Raw genomic sequence first — 19,708 nt, forward strand, 5'->3', positions numbered from 1 at the left:
GACCTCGAATCAGCATTTTGCTTTTAGTGCTGAGAAGCACCTGGACATAGCAAAATCTCCCGGAATCCCGGGACACCCACAAAAGTGGGTTCATTCTTATGTATCGAGGTTTCGGGCTTTCAGTTCCCTATTGATCGTCGCGTATACGACCAAACTCACCCTTTAAGTGATAAAGTAATTTCAGAAGATTAGCAAGAAAAATCAAAAATTTTCTATTCTATTGTGCCGTAGAACACGGCTCTTTGAGGGGGAGTGAAAAGCTGGAATATTTGAGGGCAGGGCTTGATTTATTGAGCCTGATGAAGTGCTGTCATTTGAGGAGGATAGTCTGAAGACTGTAAGGCTACTAGGCAAAAAGCTTTGTTCGTTTATAGACTATTGTTTACAGAGCAGTGCGGGCTTTCGTTTGGCTGCGTTGTGTAATGACGTAAAAGCGTAAAAATGTGTCTGTGAGAAAGGAGTGGAGAGGGGGTATTGGTGCGTGTTTTTGGTCATGTTGGGTTTTTGTTTGGCGTGGAATGTGGTGAGATAAATGGAGGAAGTGTTTTCATAAATGGAGGGGGAAGCTGGAGGGAAGAGGGGTGTTAAGTTGTTAAGTGTCTTATGGGAGAAAAAAGGGGGAATGGAGGATGAAGAGAGTGCGCATGGATAGGTTAGGAGAGGGTGGATAAGAGGTGGTGGTGCGAAGGGATGAAGGCTGGCGAGGAGAGTGGGCTTGATTTATTGAGCCTGATGAAGTGCTGTCATTTGAGGAGGATAGTCTGAAGACTGTAAGGCTACTAGGCAAAAAGCTGGGTTCGTTTATAAACTATTGTTTACAGAGCGGTGCGGGCTTTCGTTTGGCTGCGTTGTGTAATGACATAAAAGCGTAAAAATGTGTCTGTGAGAAAGGAGTGGAGAGGGGGTGTTGGTGCGTGTTTTTGGTCACGTTGGGTTTTTGTCTGGCGTGGAATGTAGTGAGATAAATGGGGGGAGAGTTTTCGTGAATGGAGGGGGAAGCTGGAGGGAAGAGGGGTGTTAAGTTGTTAAGTGTATAATGGGAGAAAAAAGGGGGAAATGGAGGATGAAGAGAGTGCGCATGGATAGGAGGAGAGTGTGGATAAGAGGTGGTGGTGCGAAGGGATGAAGGCTGGCGAGGAGAGTGGGCTTGATTTGTTGAGCCTGACGAAGTGTTGTCATTTGAGGGGCGGTTGGGTGTAAGCTTTGTTCTGTGGGGAAAGCTGCTTTTTGAAGTGGGGTTGTAGACCAGTGCTGGTTGGGAATTTTCATTCTTTGAGACGTGGGCTGGAAGTCAATATAATAATATAGCAGATTTTGATCTCATAATTTTTACATTCTTTCTTTTTTTTTAAAGCAAATAAGAAAGAAAAATTAATATATTACTTGATATTGGTCTAAATGCTTATACCAAGAGGAGTATTTCTTTAAAAATTTTCACTTAACTTATTAAGCAATTTGTTAGAGTAAACAACTCTTTTGAAGTTCATATCACCAATTGTATTGAAGGGAATGCAACTTTAACTGTAGAAAAGTTTAATATCGGATGGTTGATATGAATTTATTTTTAAAAAAGAGTCCTTTAGCTCTTTTTTCCTCTCTCTTTATTTCTAAAGTTGGTGATTATGCTTATGAAGTTGTTTTTGTTTTACTGGTCTTAGAATTAACAGATAACATCTTTTTTACAGGTCTTGTGTATTTTTTTCGATTTATCCCTTTTCTCTTTTTTGGTCCTATAGGAGGTTGGTTAGCTGATAATTTTTCTTTGAAGAAAAATATAATCTTAAGTGAACTTGTTAGATTATTAGCCTCATTATTCGTTTTTATAACCACTATAACAGGGACTGCACATATTATTGTTCTTATTTTCGCAGCAATATGTACAACGATAGGAAGAAGTATTTTCCAACCAAGTTTTCAAGCTGCTATTCCCAGAATGTTCTCAGTAAAGGATCTGACAAAGGCCAATAGCATTGCACAAATTATAGAGGAAACTGCATCCGTCATGGGTCCTTTAGTTTGTTCCCTACTGCTTTTTTTAGCAAATAAATCGGCAGTACTCATTTTTGATTTTTTTACCTATTTTATATCTATTATAGTGTTATTTAATCTCATGAATTTAAATTCAAATGAGAATAAATCATTCAATTTTATAAAAATTTATCGAGAAACAGCTTCCTATCTTAAATATATTTCTAAAGAAAATAATAATTTATTTATTACGCTCGTTGGCTCGTCGTTTGCTATTCTCTTTACTGGTGCAATTTTAAGATTTTTAATTCCAGCTTTTGTCCTCTCTATAGGGGGAGAGGAAAGCCTTGTTAGTTATATTTTTTCTCTCATGGCTGTTGGAACTATTGTTGGTGGTTTGTTATATAGTAAAATTATATTCAAGATTACATCGTTGAAGCTCATGGTATTTTGGCTTCTTTATGGGGTTATTCTGTTTGTTATGCCCTTAGCAGCAGGACTTTATTTAAAACTCCTTCTCGTGTTAGCATTTGTTTTAGGATTTATTGGTGCACTTGTGGATATTAGTTTAGTCTCAGCTATTCAATTATATTCTCGTCGTGAAGATTTTGGTAAGAGTTTTGGAACTTTTTCAACTTTAGCGAACTCTGCGGAAGCAGTGTCTGGCTTTATTGCTGGACTTTTTGCACTCGTGGGATTGTTAAGCTCCTTTTTAGCTATGTCTGCATTAATTATTTCCACGGGAATGATTGGCATTTTAAAAATTAAGAAAAATAAAGATACAACATCTCTTAATACGACAGTAGATGACGACCATTGATATATTTAATATCTCCATGCCGTTTCTTTTTTCTAAGACGGTTCGTTAATTATCCTGTTGTAATGTAAAAACATCGCTCTTTGAGGGGGGAGTGAAGAGCTAGAATATTTGAGGGCAGGGCTTGATTTATTGAGCCTGATGAAGTGCTGTTGTTTGAGGAGGATAGTCTGAAGACTGTGGGAGCGCATTGGCTGGGCAAAAAGCTTTGTTCGTTTACAGACCAGTGTTTATAGAGCAGCGTGGGGTGGTGAATCTTTCCTTTGGCTTTGTTCTGTAAAGATGTAAAAGCGTAAAAATGTGAATCTGTAAAAGTGAAGCGGAGGACTTATGGATTTATGTATTGTGCGTGTTTTTTGTCATGGTATAATGATAAATCCATTGAGCACTCCTATCTTTACGCTTGTGAAGAAGCAAGCCGGTATCATCATTATATTTGCTAGCTCGTGGGTGTTGGCTACAGCCCTTGGCACTTGAGACGGTTCATAAGAGCCATTTTTATTCCTTTCTGAATCGTTTTTTATCCACACGGGCTCTCCCCGCTTTTGACGTGCAAGCGAATGATTTTGATTGATTCAACATGGGAGAGATTTGAAATGAGAGAATCTTACGATGTTTGGAATTCTCAATCAATATCAATGATGCTAAATTATCATTATAAATCAATATATTGTTATGGTATGGAGTGGTGAGAAGGAGGGGACGAGGCGAAGAGTTATGCAAACTGGAGGGGAAATGAAGAGTGCTGTTCGTGTGTTGGTTGGAGAGGAGAGTTTGGGAATAGCTGTGAACAGATTGAAAGGGGGATGTGTAAAGAGGGGATGTGTAAAGAGATGTGAAGAGAGAAAAATCGTGGTTGGCTTTTATATTCTATGCGGAATTTAACAATTATATTTGCGTCTGTATTTGTGTGGGGGATATCCGTGAAATGGGTGTGAGAAGCATTGAGAGATGTTTTTTTAATAAGTGGGTGAATGAGAAATACAATGGTAATCTTATTTAGAGGGGTAATCCTATTTAGAGGGGAAATCCTATTTTAGCTCTTGTTGTTTTGGACATTGTGTTTTTTATGAGAGGCGTTTTGCTGGAACGGCGTTTTGCAAGAGAGGTGTTTTGAGGGATGTGGCTCCCTTAAAGAAAAACACAAAAATATAAAAAGAAAAATATAAAAACTTGACAAGGTAAATGTAAAAAGGTATCATAATGATACAATCGGAATTGTGCGTTTAAATCAGAGAGATCTCTTGATAGAATTCTGTGAGAGGGGTGGGGATGTTTTCCCAAGGTTTTGGTGTTTGTTATCCTATTTTGAAGTTTGTCATCCTATGATGTCGTAAACCGGTGCCGTAAACCGTTTTTTGAGATGTGGTGGTATCAGGCGGGCAAGGCTTTAGGCAGAGGGGGATATTGGCGAGGGATGTCGATAGGTGTGCTTTTGTCTAATCAGAAATCAACCACAAAACTGCTTTTTGTTTTTTCGGCTGGAGTTCTCTAAAGTTTTTCAAAAGTGCGTGTTCTTTTTCGCTATAGGTGTATTGATCACGCTGTAGGAGAGTTTCTTTTGTGGGAATATCTTCTTCTGCAAAAATATCAGTATAAAAAAAGGTAATAGGAACTGCTAGTTTTTTAGCAATTTCGAGCAAACACCCTGCGCTTACACGATTGGAGCCTTTTTCGTATTTCTGGATTTGTTGGAAACTGACACCTAAATGGCTTCCTAATTCCTTTTGAGAAAGCCCCATTGAAATGCGTCTGTGACGGATTTTTTTACCTATTGAAATGTCGTTGAAATGTGAATTCTTAATTTGCACTTCAAGCTCCCCTCCGGTTGCGAGCGCCCTCGCATTGGTATTCCGGGAGTAGTAAAGTACTGAGCTCTAGTCAGCATTTTTGCTTTTAGTGCTTATCACACCTGGACATAGCAAAAACTCCCGGAATCCCGGGACACCCACAAAGTGGGTTCATTCTTACGCTAGAGCTTAGGGCTTTACTATCCCTTATTGATCGCTGCGTAGACGACCAAAATATCCTTTAAGTGATAAAGTAATTTCAAGGGATTGGCAAGAAAAATCAAAATAATTTCAAAGACTATAAGATTGGGTACTTTTTAAAAAAGTGCGAAATCTGGATTTTTAGTTGGCACTTCAAGCCCCCCGCTGGGGGCGAGCGCCCTCGCATTGGTATTCCGGGAGTTTGAAAGCACTGAACTCAAATCAGCTTTTTGCTTTTAGTGCTGACAAGCACTTGGACATAGCAAAAACTCCAGGAATTCTGGGATATCCGCAAAGCGGGATAAATTCATGCATGAGTTTTTGGGTCTTCAAATCCCTATTTGACCGTTGCGTGGACGATCAAAAACACAAGCTCATCAATAAAGTAGTTTCAGAAGATTGGCAAGAAAATTAAAATATTTGCTATACGGTTATAGTGTAAAATAGGGATGTTTGGGGGCGGTAATCTGATGTTAGTAGGGTAAGTAATCTGATGTTAGTAGGGGAATTTACTGGGTAAGAGGTTGGATTATAGTTTAAAACCGGTGCGGGGTGGAAGCTTTATCCTGCAGAGGAAAATTTGCTTTTTGAAGTCAAATTGTAGATCAGAGCTTATCTGGCGTGTTTGATGAAACAGCCTTCTTTGAAGTGTGGGATAGCCATATGAAATAATCAGCAGGGGAATCTGATAGACGAGAAATCAGATTGTTGACAGACCCGTGTTTATAGAGCGATGCGGGGTAATGGTTTGGGAGTTTCATTTGGCTTTGTTCTGTAATGATGTAAAAGCGTAAAAACGTTGATCTGTAAAAAAGGAGCAGAGGCTTTGTGCTTTGTGCGTGTTTTTTATCTTTTAGGGTGTGTTCCATTTTTTTAGATTGCTGGTTGCTTTTGAGGTTTCATTCCTGATTTTCATGTCATTTTTTGTGTTTGAGGTTTTGGTTTCTCTTTAGTTGGAAGGAACATGATGATGGTAGATGAACATTGTCTTCCCTTACGTCGAAGAGGGCGGAAAAAAGGGGCTTTGAATAAAACAACAAAGCGATTTAATGAAGCTCTTTTGACAGCGGCGGAGCAGGCGGGCTATCACTATGGTGAAGATGGGCTGGTGTCTTATCTTCAGTATCATGCTCTGAATAATCCCGTACCGTTTTTTTCGCTGCTTGCAAAAGTGTTGCCTCTTCAGGGGACTGGAGAAGGGGAGGTTAAAACAGTTTCGCGTATTGAGATTGTACCAGTGAATGCAAAAAGTATCGAACCGGAGAAGCGTGATCCTTCAGCAACGGAGGCTTGAAGAGGGGGCTGTGATGTTTGGGCGTTTATTGGAGAGCAGAATATTTCGGGGGGAGATATTTGGGCTTGGCTTTATGGGGACGCCGGCTTTTATGGGCGATGACAGAGGGGCGTGTGCTGAAGAGGTGATACTCGAGAGGTACGATGCTTAGAGGGCGTGATATTATCTACTGTTTTGGATTTTTTGTAAAGGTTTGGTCTTTTCTCGTTATTGAAGGTGTGGAGATATTAAAAACAGTTTCGCGTATCGAGATTGTACCAGTGAATGCAAAAAGTATTGAACCGGAGAAGCGTGATCCTTCAGCAACGGAGGTTTGTGATATTGAAAAATGTTAGGCTGAGGTGGATGATGCGGGGTGACATCTTGGAAGGGGGTTGCTTTGGTGATTGCTTGTCTTGAGGGGATTGAAGCAGAGGCTATCGTGCTTGTAGGCGCTCGTGATACTTGGCTTGGGTGAATGATGCCTGAGAGCCATGTGTTGGAGGAGATTTGGTGCAGGATGTTTGTGTGGTGGATATGGGATAGTGTTTTGATGGGCGAAGGGCGTGAAACTTGAGAGAAGTATTATGCTTGCGGGATGCATGTGTTTTGGTGGGGGTATCGGGGATAGACAAGTGTGAGGATTGGGGAAGCTTGAGAGGCATGATATTGGAGGATGTTGGGCTTTGGATATGCCTGAGAGCCATGTGTTGAGGCTATGATTTGGTGGGGGGATGCCGTGCTTTGGTTGGGGGATGACAGGGCGCGGTGTTTGAGGGGTGGTGATGGGGGAATAGGGACCCTTGGGGGGGCGCATATCGTGTATATGCGGGGTCAAAGCGGTCAAAGCGGTCAAAGCGGTCCAAGGGGGGCTTCATGCAAAAAAGTGAAATTCATTGCGTATTAGGATGAAGAGAAGATAAAGCGCTGCTTTTGAGAAGGGCGTTTTTCGTTCAATTGCTCGTTTCTTTCAATTGCTCTGGGATAATTAAACTTGGGATAAGCAAAAGGATGAAGCGCAATTATTGCTAAAGTATGAAAATTTATAATGAAAATTGTTCAGAAAATTTCTCAAAAAATAGAGCAGAAAACGGCTCAAGTGGCTCTTATTCCAAAGCTTATTCCTGTTTTTACTGGAAAAGCAGATGTGCGAGCCGCTTGGGGAGGACGGGGCTCTGGAAAAACACGTTCTTTTGCTTTGATGTCGGCTGTTGTGGGATATCGCCATGGAATGGCTGGAGAACGCGGGATTATTCTTTGTGCAAGGCAATTTCAAAATTCTCTCAATGACAGTTCTTTGGAAGAAATTAAACGCGCTATCGAATCTTATCCTTTTTTACAAGACTATTATGACATTGGCGATAAATATATTAAATCAAAAGATGGACGGATTGTCTATGTGTTTGCTGGGCTTGATCGAAATATCGCAAGTATTAAATCAATGGGGCGCGTTTTCCTTTGCTGGGTTGATGAAGCGGAGCCGGTCACTGAGACTGCTTGGCAAACCCTCATTCCAACTTTGCGCGAAGAAGGAAAAGATTGGAATGCAGAATTATGGGTCACATGGAACCCGTGCCATGAAAATGCACCTGTGGAAAAACGTTTCCGAAATGTCGATAATCCTCATATCAAAGGGGCAGAAATTAATTGGCGTGATAATCCGCAATTTCCTGAAAAACTCAATCGTGATCGAATGGACGATTTGCAGCAAAGACCAGAGCAGTATAACCATATTTGGGAAGGCGAATATCTCCAAGCTGTCCAAGGGGCTTATTATCAGAAATGTCTTCTCGAAGCTGAAATGGAAGGGCGGATTACCACCGTTCCACGTGATCCTTTGATGCAGGTGAGAATCTTTTGGGATATCGGGGGAACAGGAGCAAAGGCTGATGCTACCGCATTGTGGGTTGCGCAATTTATTGGACGGGAAATTCGAGTGCTCGATTATTATGAAGCCCAAGGACAGCCTCTCTCAGAGCATGTGGGCTGGGTCTTTCAAAGGGGATATGAAAAGGCTCTCATGGTTTTGCCCCATGATGGCGCAACAAAAGATCGTGTTTATAATGTGAGTTTTGAAAGTGCCCTTCAACAAGCTGGGTTTCAAACTAAAGTGATTCCTAATCAAGGAACAGGCGCTGTGAAAATGCGTATCGAAGCCGTAAGGCGATTGTTTCCTGCACTATGGTTTAATCGTGAAACGACATGTGCGGGCAGAAAAGCACTCGCTTGGTATCATGAAAAGCGCGACGAACAGCGCAATATCGGACTAGGGGCTGAACATGATTGGGCTAGCCATGGGGCCGATGCCTTTGGACTGATGTGTGTGGCTTATGAACAACCAAATGCTAGAGCGCGAAAAAAACCTTATCGCTCGTTTCACCATTCTCAAACTTCATGGATGGCTTTTTAATGAATATTTCTACAGATTCTTCTTTTGATCAAATCGAAACGCTTGAAAATCAAGCTCTCTTTAAAAAACTCGTGGGGTGGTATCAGGATGATATTGCCCATGTCGAAAAATGGCGAAAAAATGCCCAAGAAGATTACGATTTTTATAATGGACGGCAATGGAATGAGCAAGATCTTGCTGTCTTGCACGAACAAAACAGACCGGTCATGACTTTTAACCGTATTGCGCCTTTAATTAATGCCGTGATTGGGGCTGAGCGCAATAATAAAAGACAAGTTCAATTTATTCCACGACAAGAAGGAGCAGCCTTTGCAAACCAGATTCTGACAGGGGCGGCTGAGTGGTTTCGTGATGAAGCCGATGGGGAATACGAAGATTCCGATGCCTTTCAAGATGCAATTATTTGCGGAATGGGGTGGACAGATACACGCCTTGATTATGAAGAAGATCCACAGGGAAAACCAATTATTGCGCGGCTGGACCCTATGAAAATGGTGTGGGATGCGAGTGCTGTCAAGCCTAATCTTATTGATGCACAACGCTTGTGGTATATTGATGAAAAACCTCTTGCTGTGGCTCAGGAAATGTTTCCTAATGTTCATTGGAGTGATCTTAATGCTGATTGGGTTAAACATCAGAGTTTTTTACATTCATCCAGCAATGGGATGACACAAAGTTATCAAGCTGAGAGGGGATATCAAGGAGAGTGGGAAGAGGGAGGGACCTATCAACGTCCTAAAATGGTGACATTGGTAGAATGTCGCTGGTTTGAACGCGAGGTGATTTATAAAGTTCTCGAGCCTCAAAGTGGAAAGTTTATCGATTATTCAGAGCAGGATTTCCAAAATTTAAGCAAAACCTTTCCTCATGTTCAAGCAACAAGGTTGAACAGAAAAATTGTCAAACGGGCATTTTTGGGCAGAAAGCTGCTCGAAGCGCCTGATAAGCCCTTGGTCCCACACAATCAATTGGGATGGGAATGTATTACCGGTACTTTTGATAAGTTAAGCCGGCACTTTTACGGACTTGTGCGCCCTACAAAAGATCCCCAACGGTGGGCAAACAAATATTTTAGTCAAGTGATGCATTTGCTCAATAGCCAATCAAAAGGCGGAATTATGGCAGAACGCGATGCTTTTGATGATGATCGACAAGCCCTCGAGAGTTGGGCTAGAGCCGATAGTATTACTTGGTTGAAAAGTGGTGCTGTGTCTGGGGGAAGAATTCAGCCTAAACCCGTGGCACAATTTCCGCAAGGGTTTTTCCAATTGTTTAATGAAGCAAAGAGCGCACTCGAACAGGTGACGGGGTTGTCTTCTGAATTTATTGGGACAAGAGCTGTCAATCAGCCTGGCGTTCTTGAACAACAACGGCGACAATCGTCACTTAATCTTTTGGCTTCCTTTTTTGATGGGTTGCGTCGATATCGGCAACGACAGGGGAAAATTATTCTCTATCTTATTCAAAATTATCTGTCCGATGGGCGGCTGGTCCGTATTGCTGGTGATGAAAATGCCCAGTATGTTCCACTGACACGCGAAATGGTGACAAGTTTGGAATATGATATTGTCGTTGATGATGCGCCAACAAGTCTTAATGAAAAAGAGCGTACTTTTGCACTGATTATGCAACTGCTTCCTTTGATGCAAAATTTTGCAACGCCTGAGATTATGCTTGATCTCTTACGCTATTCACCTTTACCAGCCTCACTCATTCATAAAATTGCGATAAAGGCGCAAAATTCTCTTCAAGAAGAGCAAAATGCCTCAGCGCAGATGGGGGGTAATATGGGAACAGAGCAGATAATGCAGATGTTGCAGACAGTAAAGGCTCAACAATAGGATGCTTTATGATGCGCTCTTTCAGATGAATTTCATCTATCAGAAGTTGCTTATCTAAACAATTTCCATAGTTACCCATGTTGCTTATGTCGTGCAATGTCGCCTCTCTTTATCTCAGAAGAGCTGTTTTATTGGACAGTGTGTATTGGGGAAAATGTTCGATAGTGTTTTGTCGTCATGGTGGGGGAGCCATGTGGGGGAATGTTGGAGCCAAAATGATGGGTAAGCATTAAGGGGATAAATGCTCTCAGGCTGTTTTATCTGAAAAATTTAATTTTATTGTTAAAAAAAGAGAAGGCTAATGTCATGGATCAAGAACACTTAACGCCGGCAGAACAAAACCAATTGAAACAGGATTATCTGCTCTCAACACAAGAGGGAGAAGACGGTGAAATTGGAAGAGAAGAAAAAACTCTTGAAGATAATTTTCAAGGGCAAACGCATCAAAAACAGTATTCTTCGCAAAAGGCTGGAAAAGAGGTTCAAGGGGGAGAAGATGCTCCGCCAGATCCGCAAAAAGACTTTATGGGCTATATGCAATGGTTGGGAAAAACACTCCAAAAACAAGGACTTGTTAATGAAAAACAACAACCTTCTCTGGCTCGCGAAGCAGAACAGTTGCATGCGTTTTTTCAGCAGTCTGTTGCAAGTGTTAAACAAAAGCATGATGATTTTGATCAAGCAGCTGATTTTATTTATGAAACGCGGGCTAAACAGTTGGCAGCTTGCGCTTCGCTCTATCCTGAGATGGCAGATCCCAAAAATATTGATGCGTTGATTGGCGATGAGTTGAAGCAGATCTTGCGCGATTGTGCGCAAAAAAATCAAAATCCGGCTGAAGTGATTTACTCTATTGCACAAAAAATTGGCTACACAAATGTTCCCAATAACATGGATGAAAATTTACAGGAAAGACACAATTCTGCACGTACACTTGCTGCTTATAACGGCTTGACGCCAAATGGGCCGATTTCTTTGGAGATGCTTGATAAAATGTCAGAAGCAGAGTTTAGCGCTTGGGTTTCTGATCCTAAAAATAAAGCTGCTTTTAATCGTTTAATGGGGGGAAGAGAATTTTAAAAATAAAAATGCGGGGGGTGTTTTTTGCGGGAACTTGGAGAGGCTTTTAGCGCAGGGAATGCGGGGGATTTCTCAAAGCACGGATGTGGTGAGGAGAGCTCTTATAAGGGGGAGGCAGACGCTAACAGAAATTAGATAAAACTCACGAATAACCTATTCACCATTTGAAATGAAATGTGGTGTTTTAACAACCGGCGCTTTGCCGGGTTTTTTATGTCAATAAAACTTTTAGAGGATAAAATGACTGTAACTTATATCGGACTTAATGACCCAATGGCAGTGCGCACATGGTCTAAATTACTAAACCAAGAAGTCTCAAAAGCAATTCCGATTGCACCGTTGATTGGAAATGATTCAAACAGTATCGTACAATTAAAGGATGAAACCACGAAAGCAAGTGGGGATGCCATTAGCTTTAATTTGCGTGTGCAGTTGCTAGGCGATGGGGTGAGTGAAGGGCAGACATTGGAAGGCAATGAAGAAGCCTTACAGTTTCTCAATGATCGCTTGGCAATTAATGAACTCGTTCATGCTGTGCGTGTCAAAAATGAGGGAACGATTGATCAACAACGGATTCTTCATGATTTGCGCACCGAGGCAAAAAATGGTTTGGTTGATTGGTATGCAGATCGTCTGAGTATGATGTTCTTCATTCAAGTGTGTGGATATACCGCAAAAGCTATTAACTTTGAGGGACGTACGATTACTCTTAAACCTGTCCATTATGGGTTTAATGCGCCAACGGCACCAACCGATAAACGCATCGTGCGCCCTAATGGAAAAATAAAAGATGAAGATTTAAAATCAAACGATGTTTTTGATCTTAAGCTCATTGATAAAGCTGTCGAAAGGGCTAAATTGGCAAATCCCAAAATTAGACCCGTGCGGATCGATGGGGAAAATGTCTATGTGCTTTATCTACATCCAACCCAAGTGACGCAATTGCGAACCAATACAGATGCGGGGCAATGGCTCGACATTACCAAGGCAATCTATAGTGGAAGTCGTATCAAAAATCCGCTCTATGATGGATCTTTGGGCATGTATAATGGTGTGGTTTTGCGCGAAGCTGAACATATTACCGAAGGAGTCGAATCTGGGACGGCAAATAAAGCTGTACCAAATGTGCGTCGTGCTGTTCTACTTGGTGCGCAGAGTGCTGTGATTGCTTTTGGTAAAGATCGAGGGGCGACACGCTATAAATTGGTGGAAGAACTCTTCGACTATGAAAGAGAATTCGGGGTCGCGGCAAAAACCATTATGGGTATGAAAAAAACTTGCTTTACCTTGCCAGGAAGTACGCAAGGGGCTCAGGATTTTGGCACTATTGTCATCCCAACTTATGGAGCACCTGCTTAAAGCGAATGTTTGCTAACTTCCCCCAACAAGAGGATCTGTTGGGGGAAAAATTTAAAATGCTTCCAGAAAAAGGACAGGCTTATGACCACTTTATCCACTGATCCCAAAAATCTAAACCTTACACATTCAGACCATTCTAAAACTTTTGCTTATATGGTCGCGCTTATTCAAGATGAAATTGACGATACAACAGCGGAATATTCTCTGCAAATTCAAGATTCAATTTTTACGGCTTTGCGTGTGTGTGAATGCGAACCCTTTTTCTTTAATGAAAAAAGAGAAAGGACCTTTAAAACACAAAGTGGTAAAACATGGTATGGGCAAGAAGAGGGAGTTTTTATTGAATCAGAAAAGAGCTTGGAAGGCGTCTTTTTAGCAACAAAGAATGCAACACCAACAAAGTTGTTCTTTAAGCCCTTGGAAGTGTTGCATCAACAATATGGTATGCATCCTGCGCTAGGAACGCCATTCTTTTATACGTGCCTTGATCAAAAAATAGGACTCTTTCCAACACCAGAACATGTGGAAACTATGCAGCTTTCTTATGCTCCTGTTCATTTTGCCGATGAACAGTTGAAAGAAAACGATAATCCTTGGTTGATTTATGCTTTTGATCTTATTAAAGCACGGGCAAAATATGAACTTTATAAAAATATTCTTAAAGACCCTGAATATGCCGCCGTTTCTTTCAGAGATTTTCAAGAACAGCTTCAAGCTTTGCGCATTGAAACATCGCGCCGAAAAGGTTCTTCAAAGATTCGCCCAATGAGTTTTTAAAAGGCTTTGTTCCAAATCGTTGATGGCTGGTTTGTCCCTTAGGTTGGATAAGGGCTGGGGATTGATGGTGAAGGGCTGGTGGATGGCGCTGGGTATGCCATTATTTATGGTATCTTTTTTTTTCGACGTGTTAATCAACTTAAGGTTGTGTGCTTTGTTGAATTTTATGCCTTTAGAGTTTTAAGGGCTTTTGTGGTTTCAATCAGTAAGCTTTGGTGTTTTGAATGGTACTAGGCTCTTCAAAGATTTATGGAGAGTTTAAAGGCTTTTTCCCAGTTGTTTTGGTGATTGCGGGCGGTTGATTTTGGTCGGGCGCTGGTGGATGGCGCTGGGTATGCCATTATTTATGGTATCTTTTTTTCGATGCGTTGATCAACTTAAGGTTGTGTGTTTTGTTGAATTTTATGCCTTTAGAGTTTTAAGGGCTTTTGTGGTTTTTTATCAATAAGCCTTGGTGTTTTGAATGGCACTAGGCTCTTCAAAGATTTTATGGGGGTCTTGATGGCTTTTTTCCCAATCGCTGATTATCGACCCGATGTGGCGGATATCAATGGAATTTTTACCGATGAACTTGTTAATGTGCTACCGGCTGATGGCTCCTATATTCCTATGCCAAGTTTTGAACCTTTATCAGAGCCTTGTCCTGAGCCAATTTTAGGTGCTCTTGCGGTTAAAACAAAAAATGGGGTTTCTATTATTGTTGGAACAAGAGAAAAAATATTCTTGCTTGATAATACAACAATGAAGTGGAAGGATATTAGCCAAAAAGGAAAATCTTATCTTGCGAATGTTGATGCTCCGTGGTCTTTTGCTTTATTTGGTGATTTTATCATTGCAGTGAATGCCAATGATAAACCACAAGTGATTGATATTAATCATGATAAAAAATTTAGAAATTTAGGGGGAAATCCACCACAAGCAGGGATTGTTCGAATCTGGGGAGATTTCGTTTGTTTGATGAAATTAACCGAGCATCCAAGGCGGGTTCATTGGTCTGGATTAAATGATGCTGAATTTTGGACCGTGGGGAAAAAAAGTTGCGATTATCAAGATTTTCCTGATGGCGGATTCGTCCAAGGGGCAACCGAGACAACAAATCCAATTATCTTTATGCGTTCTGCAATCTATGCTGGTTCTTTTATCCCTGGCTCTAAGATTATTTTTAGTTTCCAAAAAATTCACGATAAACGAGGTGCAAAAAATGCTGAATCGATTGTTTGTAGAGGCGATTTAGCATTCTTTGCCGATGAGGGCGGTTTTTATCAAATAACAAATGAGGGACAGATTATCCCTATTGGGTTCGAAAAAGTCGATCGAACGATGACCGCAAAATCAAGGCAGGATAATCTGTATACCATGTCTGCGGCTATCGATGGGGTGTATAATCGTGTTTATTGGATGGTTGATTCTGATGAGAACCTTCATAAACGTATCTTGCTCATTTATGATTGGGGATTGCAAAAATGGACAAAAGCTCTCGTGGATATCAAAATGATATTGCCTATTTTCTTAGCAGGAACAACCCTAGAAGGTCTTGATTTTGTGACTAAGAATATTGATGATTTGTCCTTTTCTCTCGATAGTAAAGCTTGGAAAAATGAATCGCCTATTCTGGGGGCATTTGATCAACAGGGGAGACTGGGTTCGTTTTCTGGGGGGGCTATGGCTTGTGTTGTGACATCACAAGAAATGGGGCAGACAAATGGCATGATAACACGGGTGAAAAATATTATGCCTCAAGTCAATAGTGGAAAGTTTTATTTGTCTGTGGGAATGCGCTTTCGACAATCTCTTGAAGAGGAAACTGTTTGGTTGCCAGAAAAACAGCCTTCTTATAATACTGGACAAATTCATTGTCGCGCAAGGGCACGGTTTTATCGCTTTAAATTGCGCATTCCTGAAGGGGTGAATTGGACTCATGTCACTGGATTTGATGTGGAATTGACGCGAGCCGGTATGCGATAGGCCAAAGCCTCTATAAACAAAGGAACAAGGTGGTGCGTTATGCTTCATGCTTTTCTGCGATAAAGGAAAAATAGTCTGCACAATGGCTTATTTTTATAAAGAAGAAAGTTTCCTATTTGTTATGACAAAGGGATGATGGGGCTTCTTTTCTTTTGTTTTATTCTTCTTTTTGAAAGTTGTGCGGTAAGTATGGAACGTGAGAAATGCGTAGGGGGATGTTATTTAAGGGGAGATGAGTGATAAAGCTAAAAGAGCCAAAGTTATGATGCAAGAGAGTCAAGATTTGTATTCTGCTCATTTGACAGAGCAATGGCCATGGGAAAAAATCGCTCCCTATCAAGAGGCACTCAATGCTGCATTGAAAAAATATGCTCAGCGCTTTCCTGATGATGTTTGTCTGGAAAAAATTGCTGAAGAAATCGCTACAGGACAAGCACAATTGTGGCTGGTCTTAAAAAATAAAATCCAATTTAGTGCTTTTGCAATAACCAAAGTTGAAATAACCCATACAGGGAAAAAATGCGTCGTTCTCTCAGATCTTGCTGGAGAGGGAGGGCTGAAATTGGTCAAATTGATTGATGAAGTCGAAAAATGGGCGCGAACAATTAATGCTGAAGAAATGCACATGTTTGGAAGAACTGGATGGGCGAAAAGGCTCGCTCATCACGGATATTCTCGTAATCTTATTCAATATAGAAAGGTTCTCAAGCCATGAGTAGAAAAACCACACCTCAAGTGCAGACAACAACACAAACAAATGCTCCACCTGCTTGGGCGGCTGATATTTTTAAACAAGCCAGTGCTGATGCACTAGGACTTTATAATAAAGGAATTGGCGGCAACGTTTATCAGGGAGACAGAGTCGCTGGTCTTAGCGATATGACAAAAAATGCTCTGACCGGTTTACAACAAGCAGCAGGGCTCTATAACAATCCAACGGTAACGCAATGGTTGAATGCACCAACCAACAGCGCTACAAATCTTTCCAGTATGGCTAAGGGAAGCTGGATTGGAAGCAATAGTAAATTTAATACTGCATTGCAAAATGCCCTGAATAAAACTTCCGATGCAATTAATCAGTCGATGTCTGGGGCAGGACGTTATGGCTCTGGGGCTCACACCGGTGTGCTGGCCGATGAACTAGGTGCTTTAGCAACAAATGCTGCAGCACAGCAATATAATCAAGATATTAACAATATGATGAATGCAAACCAGATGATTGATCGCTCTCAGAATGATCAGGTTAATGCGGCAAATAGCTATTATCAAGGACAGAGTAATGTGCAAAGCAATGCTTTGAAAGGGGGCATGATTCAAGATGTAAATCGTCAAAATATCTTAGATGCTGAACGCCAAAAATGGTCAGAAAAAGATAATCAAGATTGGAACCGATTGCAAAGCTTGTTACAGATAGGAACACAGGCTGCTGGAAATTACGGAACGACTTCAGGAAAATCCACGACAATGCCTTCTGTGACAAAAGATCCATTGCGTGATGCGCAGCAAGTACTTGGATTGGTAGGAGGAATTTTAGGGCTTTGTGATGTGAGAGCAAAAGAAAATATTATCCCTGTGGGGCAGAAAAAGGGATATCCACTTTATATCTTTAATTATAAAGGAAATCCACAACGTTATCAGGGCGTTATGGCGCAAGACGTATTGCGTGTGAAGCCTGAAGCTGTTTATGTCAATGCAAAAACAAAGTTATTGCATGTTGATTATGACAAAATAGGACTGAAAATGGACAAAATGAAAATGGACAAAATACCGGCATCTAAAAATAAAATTGCGGCTTTCTTTTCTTCATTTTTTGCTCGTTTTCCCTTTTTGAAAAAAGAGTATCTTCTATGAGTTCAATTTATGATTGGTCAATTATCGCATCAGAAAATGCTTATGTCGATGAGAGTATAAACTGGGCAGAAGGGCAACCGCCAAGTACAGTCAATGATAGTGCTCGCGCTATGATGCAACGCATCAAAGAATATTTGTTGGATAATGGGGGCGGGATTGAAACACAGTTTACTGTCGATGTGGAAAACGAGAGGACATCACTTCGTTTGGCGACAAAGTCTTTTTTTGAGACTTATATGGATGGCATTGTTGTGCGCTTTAAAGCACAAGGCGTCAACAGAGGAATAACAAATGTTTCTTTAAATCAATTGCCGCCAAGACCAACTTATATGGCAACGCCAGAGGGTATTATGCCTTTAAAAGGGGGGGAAATTCAAAAGGGGGGGCTTTATGAAATCGTCTATACGTGTGATATTGCCGGAAAAAATGCTGATGGATGGTTTTTAACCAATCCTACTATAAAACTTCCTGAAATTCCGCCCTTTCCTCCTTTGCCTGAAACTTTTTCTTCTGGATTTATTGGGACTTTTGCTACAGAAAAAATACCCTCTGGATGGTTACTCTGTGATGGTAAAGAATATTCGCGAAAGAACTATGCCAATCTCTTTGCTGTTTTGGGGGAAACGTGGGGAAAAGGAGACGGGAGAACAACATTCAATGTTCCCGATTTGCGTGGAATGTTTTTACGGGGGCTCGATAGTGGAAAAGCAATTGATAAAGGACGTCGCTTGGGAAGTCGACAAGAAGAGTCTTTTAAATCTCATACCCATGAAGGAAAAACAGATTCAACAGGTAATCACCAGCATAGTTATCCAATGATTGACAAGGTAGTTTGGGATATGAATCACGGTGAATATTATAGAAATCTGGCTCAAGTCTACAATAAAGATCGGTTAACGAAGGCTGCGGGAGAGCATGAACATAAGGTCTTGTTGCAAAAAACAGGGGGGGATGAAACACGCCCCGTCAATATGGCGGTGGTTTATGCTGTTAAAGCCTGAGAATAAAAGCTTTGAGAGAGAAATATAAAAATGAGCAAAATATCTGTTATGAGAAAAAGTCTTATAGAATATAAAGTCTTATAGAATATATTGTGCAGAAAGTTTTGAGGCGCTTTAGAAAAAAACTGAACTCTCTTTATTATTTTATTTTTTGTGCTGCCTTTGTTGGATGTCTAAAGGTAAGTTTGCCTATTGTTCTTTAGAGGATCAAGACAGTAATTATTGAAGGTAGGGGTAAAAGAGAACAAAAAATCTTCCTTTATTCATAGAGTTTTTTTCTGAGGAATAAAGATTTTATCCAAAAGGCTCCCTCTTGTGGTATCGTGATACATTGTTTAAGGTGCTGGGTTTAAAGCACTGGGTTTAAAGCGCTGGTGGGCGATGACAAAAAGCCCATGGATAAAATTTTATCTTGTTATACCGTAAAACACCGTCATTAAAACACTATTATTGAAGCTGGTGATATGGTGATATAAGGAAAATAAGACATACAATACTTGATCCATTTAAGTATTGAAGAGACATCTATTCAGGGGATGGGTGCTTCGTTAAGCCTTATGCAAGTGAATTATATAAGTGAGCAGCAGACGGAATCCCTTCAGAGTAGTTGGATTGTTTCAAACCGATGTGGGGCTAAAATCTTCGTCCTTTTAGGTGGCGGGAAGAGATCAATGGATATGTTTATTTAAAGAGAGAAAAGGCAAAATGGTGCTCTCCTTCTTTTGGGTAGAGCGTGTATGCAAAAAGCGTTCATTCTTTCAAAATGGGCATTTTATTGGCTAGAGCAGATTGGCGATGCGTTTAACACATGGTGAGTAATTGAACTCTCTTAGATGGCATTTTTTACTTGTTAGGAAACTTCTTGAAACAGAATGAGAGTGATACGAGAAAATCTGTAAAACAATGGTTTATCCCGTTGTGTCGTAAAATACCATTGTTTGAGATGCGGTTAAAACTTTATGCATTGGGATGTTTTTCGTCTGTGCGTATTCTTAAAGCAGCGTTTTTTGTAGAATAACTCTAGACAAGGCTGCATTTGAAGGGGAAGCTCAGTCAAATCCATTAGATAAGAAGTCAGATTGTTTACAGACTATTGTTTATCGATTGGCATTGTTTGAAGACCGGTGGGCGTGGCTTTGTCATTTTGGGGAAAGCCAACAAAGCAGCAAGGTGACATGCATTTTTCTTTGGTTTCAGGTGATAAAATCATTATTTTAGGTGGAAAACAGACTATAATCTAAAAAAATACCTTGTAAAAATTTTCAATGAGGAAATTTTTTTCAAAAGCCTTTCACATAGTTGTCTGAGGTTGTCTGAGGTTGTCTGAGGTTGTCTGAGGTTGTCTGAGGTTGTCTGAGGTTGTCTGAGGTTGTCT

Annotated in this window: 16 protein-coding genes; 15 read left to right on the forward strand and 1 reads right to left on the reverse strand. The window is 40.7% G+C overall.

The window, feature by feature from the left end; genetic code table 11:
* Nucleotides 1-1,552: 1,552 nt before the first annotated feature.
* Nucleotides 1,553-2,788 carry an MFS transporter gene (locus ACFIKD_RS04435; RefSeq protein WP_375647330.1) on the forward strand — a complete coding sequence of 412 codons (1,236 nt, stop codon included), beginning with the start codon at nt 1,553-1,555 and terminating at the stop codon, nt 2,786-2,788.
* Nucleotides 2,789-4,224: 1,436 nt separating this feature from the next.
* Here the strand turns inward: ACFIKD_RS04435 and ACFIKD_RS04440 are convergent.
* The gene (locus ACFIKD_RS04440; protein ID WP_375639156.1) at nt 4,225-4,596 is read right to left on the reverse strand and encodes a helix-turn-helix domain-containing protein; all 372 of its coding nucleotides are present in this window, start codon (nt 4,594-4,596) and stop codon (nt 4,225-4,227) included.
* A 382-nt stretch (nt 4,597-4,978) separates the two neighbouring features.
* Between ACFIKD_RS04440 and ACFIKD_RS04445 the strand changes: the two genes are divergently transcribed.
* The 14 genes from ACFIKD_RS04445 to ACFIKD_RS04510 all read left to right on the forward strand — a co-directional run bounded on the left by ACFIKD_RS04445 (nt 4,979) and on the right by ACFIKD_RS04510 (nt 19,351).
* The gene (locus tag ACFIKD_RS04445; RefSeq protein ID WP_375647316.1) at nt 4,979-5,191 is read left to right on the forward strand and encodes a hypothetical protein; all 213 of its coding nucleotides are present in this window, start codon (nt 4,979-4,981) and stop codon (nt 5,189-5,191) included.
* Nucleotides 5,192-5,743: 552 nt separating this feature from the next.
* The gene (locus tag ACFIKD_RS04450; protein WP_375639170.1) at nt 5,744-6,070 is read left to right on the forward strand and encodes a hypothetical protein; all 327 of its coding nucleotides are present in this window, start codon (nt 5,744-5,746) and stop codon (nt 6,068-6,070) included.
* 13 nt (nt 6,071-6,083) lie between these two features.
* Entirely contained in the window at nt 6,084-6,221 is a 138-nt protein-coding gene (locus tag ACFIKD_RS04455; RefSeq protein WP_375647317.1) for a hypothetical protein, read from the forward strand.
* On the forward strand, nt 6,214-6,405 hold the full coding sequence (locus ACFIKD_RS04460; protein ID WP_375647319.1) for a hypothetical protein: 192 nt from the start codon (nt 6,214-6,216) through the stop codon (nt 6,403-6,405). Before ACFIKD_RS04455 ends, ACFIKD_RS04460 begins: the two co-directional genes overlap by 8 nt.
* Nucleotides 6,406-7,097: 692 nt before the next feature.
* Nucleotides 7,098-8,459 (forward strand): PBSX family phage terminase large subunit, encoded by a 1,362-nt coding sequence (locus ACFIKD_RS04465; RefSeq protein WP_375635637.1) that lies wholly within the window; start codon nt 7,098-7,100, stop codon nt 8,457-8,459.
* The gene (locus ACFIKD_RS04470; protein WP_375647320.1) at nt 8,459-10,300 is read left to right on the forward strand and encodes a portal protein; all 1,842 of its coding nucleotides are present in this window, start codon (nt 8,459-8,461) and stop codon (nt 10,298-10,300) included. The genes ACFIKD_RS04465 and ACFIKD_RS04470 overlap by 1 nt, the downstream gene beginning before the upstream one ends.
* A 306-nt stretch (nt 10,301-10,606) precedes the next feature.
* Nucleotides 10,607-11,380 (forward strand): hypothetical protein, encoded by a 774-nt coding sequence (locus tag ACFIKD_RS04475; RefSeq protein ID WP_375647321.1) that lies wholly within the window; start codon nt 10,607-10,609, stop codon nt 11,378-11,380.
* Nucleotides 11,381-11,620: 240 nt separating this feature from the next.
* Nucleotides 11,621-12,739 carry a N4-gp56 family major capsid protein gene (locus ACFIKD_RS04480; RefSeq protein ID WP_375647322.1) on the forward strand — a complete coding sequence of 373 codons (1,119 nt, stop codon included), beginning with the start codon at nt 11,621-11,623 and terminating at the stop codon, nt 12,737-12,739.
* An 81-nt stretch (nt 12,740-12,820) separates the two neighbouring features.
* Nucleotides 12,821-13,516 carry a hypothetical protein gene (locus tag ACFIKD_RS04485; protein WP_375647324.1) on the forward strand — a complete coding sequence of 232 codons (696 nt, stop codon included), beginning with the start codon at nt 12,821-12,823 and terminating at the stop codon, nt 13,514-13,516.
* A 501-nt stretch (nt 13,517-14,017) separates the two neighbouring features.
* A complete protein-coding gene (locus ACFIKD_RS04490) occupies nt 14,018-15,481 on the forward strand; it encodes a hypothetical protein (RefSeq protein ID WP_375635642.1) in 1,464 nt (487 codons plus the stop codon).
* Nucleotides 15,482-15,713: 232 nt separating this feature from the next.
* Nucleotides 15,714-16,196: a hypothetical protein gene (locus tag ACFIKD_RS04495; protein WP_375628924.1), complete on the forward strand. Its 483-nt coding sequence runs from the start codon at nt 15,714-15,716 to the stop codon at nt 16,194-16,196.
* Nucleotides 16,193-17,332, forward strand: a complete 1,140-nt coding sequence (locus ACFIKD_RS04500) for a tail fiber domain-containing protein (RefSeq protein ID WP_375635643.1) — start codon at nt 16,193-16,195, stop codon at nt 17,330-17,332. The genes ACFIKD_RS04495 and ACFIKD_RS04500 overlap by 4 nt, the downstream gene beginning before the upstream one ends.
* Entirely contained in the window at nt 17,329-18,333 is a 1,005-nt protein-coding gene (locus tag ACFIKD_RS04505; RefSeq protein ID WP_375635644.1) for a phage tail protein, read from the forward strand. The genes ACFIKD_RS04500 and ACFIKD_RS04505 overlap by 4 nt, the downstream gene beginning before the upstream one ends.
* Nucleotides 18,334-19,195: 862 nt before the next feature.
* Complete coding sequence (locus ACFIKD_RS04510; RefSeq protein ID WP_375635645.1) at nt 19,196-19,351, forward strand: hypothetical protein; 156 nt, start codon at nt 19,196-19,198, stop codon at nt 19,349-19,351.
* Nucleotides 19,352-19,708: the final 357 nt, after the last annotated feature.

This window comes from Bartonella sp. CR84HXZ (assembly GCF_042194535.1).
GTDB classification, from domain to species: Bacteria; Pseudomonadota; Alphaproteobacteria; order Rhizobiales; family Rhizobiaceae; genus Bartonella; species Bartonella grahamii.

What these genes read in the sequence shown, in the direction of transcription:
- ACFIKD_RS04485 (WP_375647324.1), top strand. Translation starts at nt 12,821, where the DNA reads ATGACCACTTTATCCACTGATCCCAAAAATCTAAACCTTACACATTCA.
- ACFIKD_RS04490 (WP_375635642.1), top strand. Translation starts at nt 14,018, where the DNA reads ATGGCTTTTTTCCCAATCGCTGATTATCGACCCGATGTGGCGGATATC.
- ACFIKD_RS04505 (WP_375635644.1), top strand. Translation starts at nt 17,329, where the DNA reads ATGAGTTCAATTTATGATTGGTCAATTATCGCATCAGAAAATGCTTAT.
- ACFIKD_RS04465 (WP_375635637.1), top strand. Translation starts at nt 7,098, where the DNA reads ATGAAAATTGTTCAGAAAATTTCTCAAAAAATAGAGCAGAAAACGGCT.
- ACFIKD_RS04500 (WP_375635643.1), top strand. Translation starts at nt 16,193, where the DNA reads ATGAGTAGAAAAACCACACCTCAAGTGCAGACAACAACACAAACAAAT.
- ACFIKD_RS04450 (WP_375639170.1), top strand. Translation starts at nt 5,744, where the DNA reads ATGATGGTAGATGAACATTGTCTTCCCTTACGTCGAAGAGGGCGGAAA.
- ACFIKD_RS04460 (WP_375647319.1), top strand. Translation starts at nt 6,214, where the DNA reads ATGCTTAGAGGGCGTGATATTATCTACTGTTTTGGATTTTTTGTAAAG.
- ACFIKD_RS04455 (WP_375647317.1), top strand. Translation starts at nt 6,084, where the DNA reads ATGTTTGGGCGTTTATTGGAGAGCAGAATATTTCGGGGGGAGATATTT.
- ACFIKD_RS04435 (WP_375647330.1), top strand. Translation starts at nt 1,553, where the DNA reads ATGAATTTATTTTTAAAAAAGAGTCCTTTAGCTCTTTTTTCCTCTCTC.
- ACFIKD_RS04480 (WP_375647322.1), top strand. Translation starts at nt 11,621, where the DNA reads ATGACTGTAACTTATATCGGACTTAATGACCCAATGGCAGTGCGCACA.
- ACFIKD_RS04470 (WP_375647320.1), top strand. Translation starts at nt 8,459, where the DNA reads ATGAATATTTCTACAGATTCTTCTTTTGATCAAATCGAAACGCTTGAA.
- ACFIKD_RS04475 (WP_375647321.1), top strand. Translation starts at nt 10,607, where the DNA reads ATGGATCAAGAACACTTAACGCCGGCAGAACAAAACCAATTGAAACAG.
- ACFIKD_RS04495 (WP_375628924.1), top strand. Translation starts at nt 15,714, where the DNA reads ATGAGTGATAAAGCTAAAAGAGCCAAAGTTATGATGCAAGAGAGTCAA.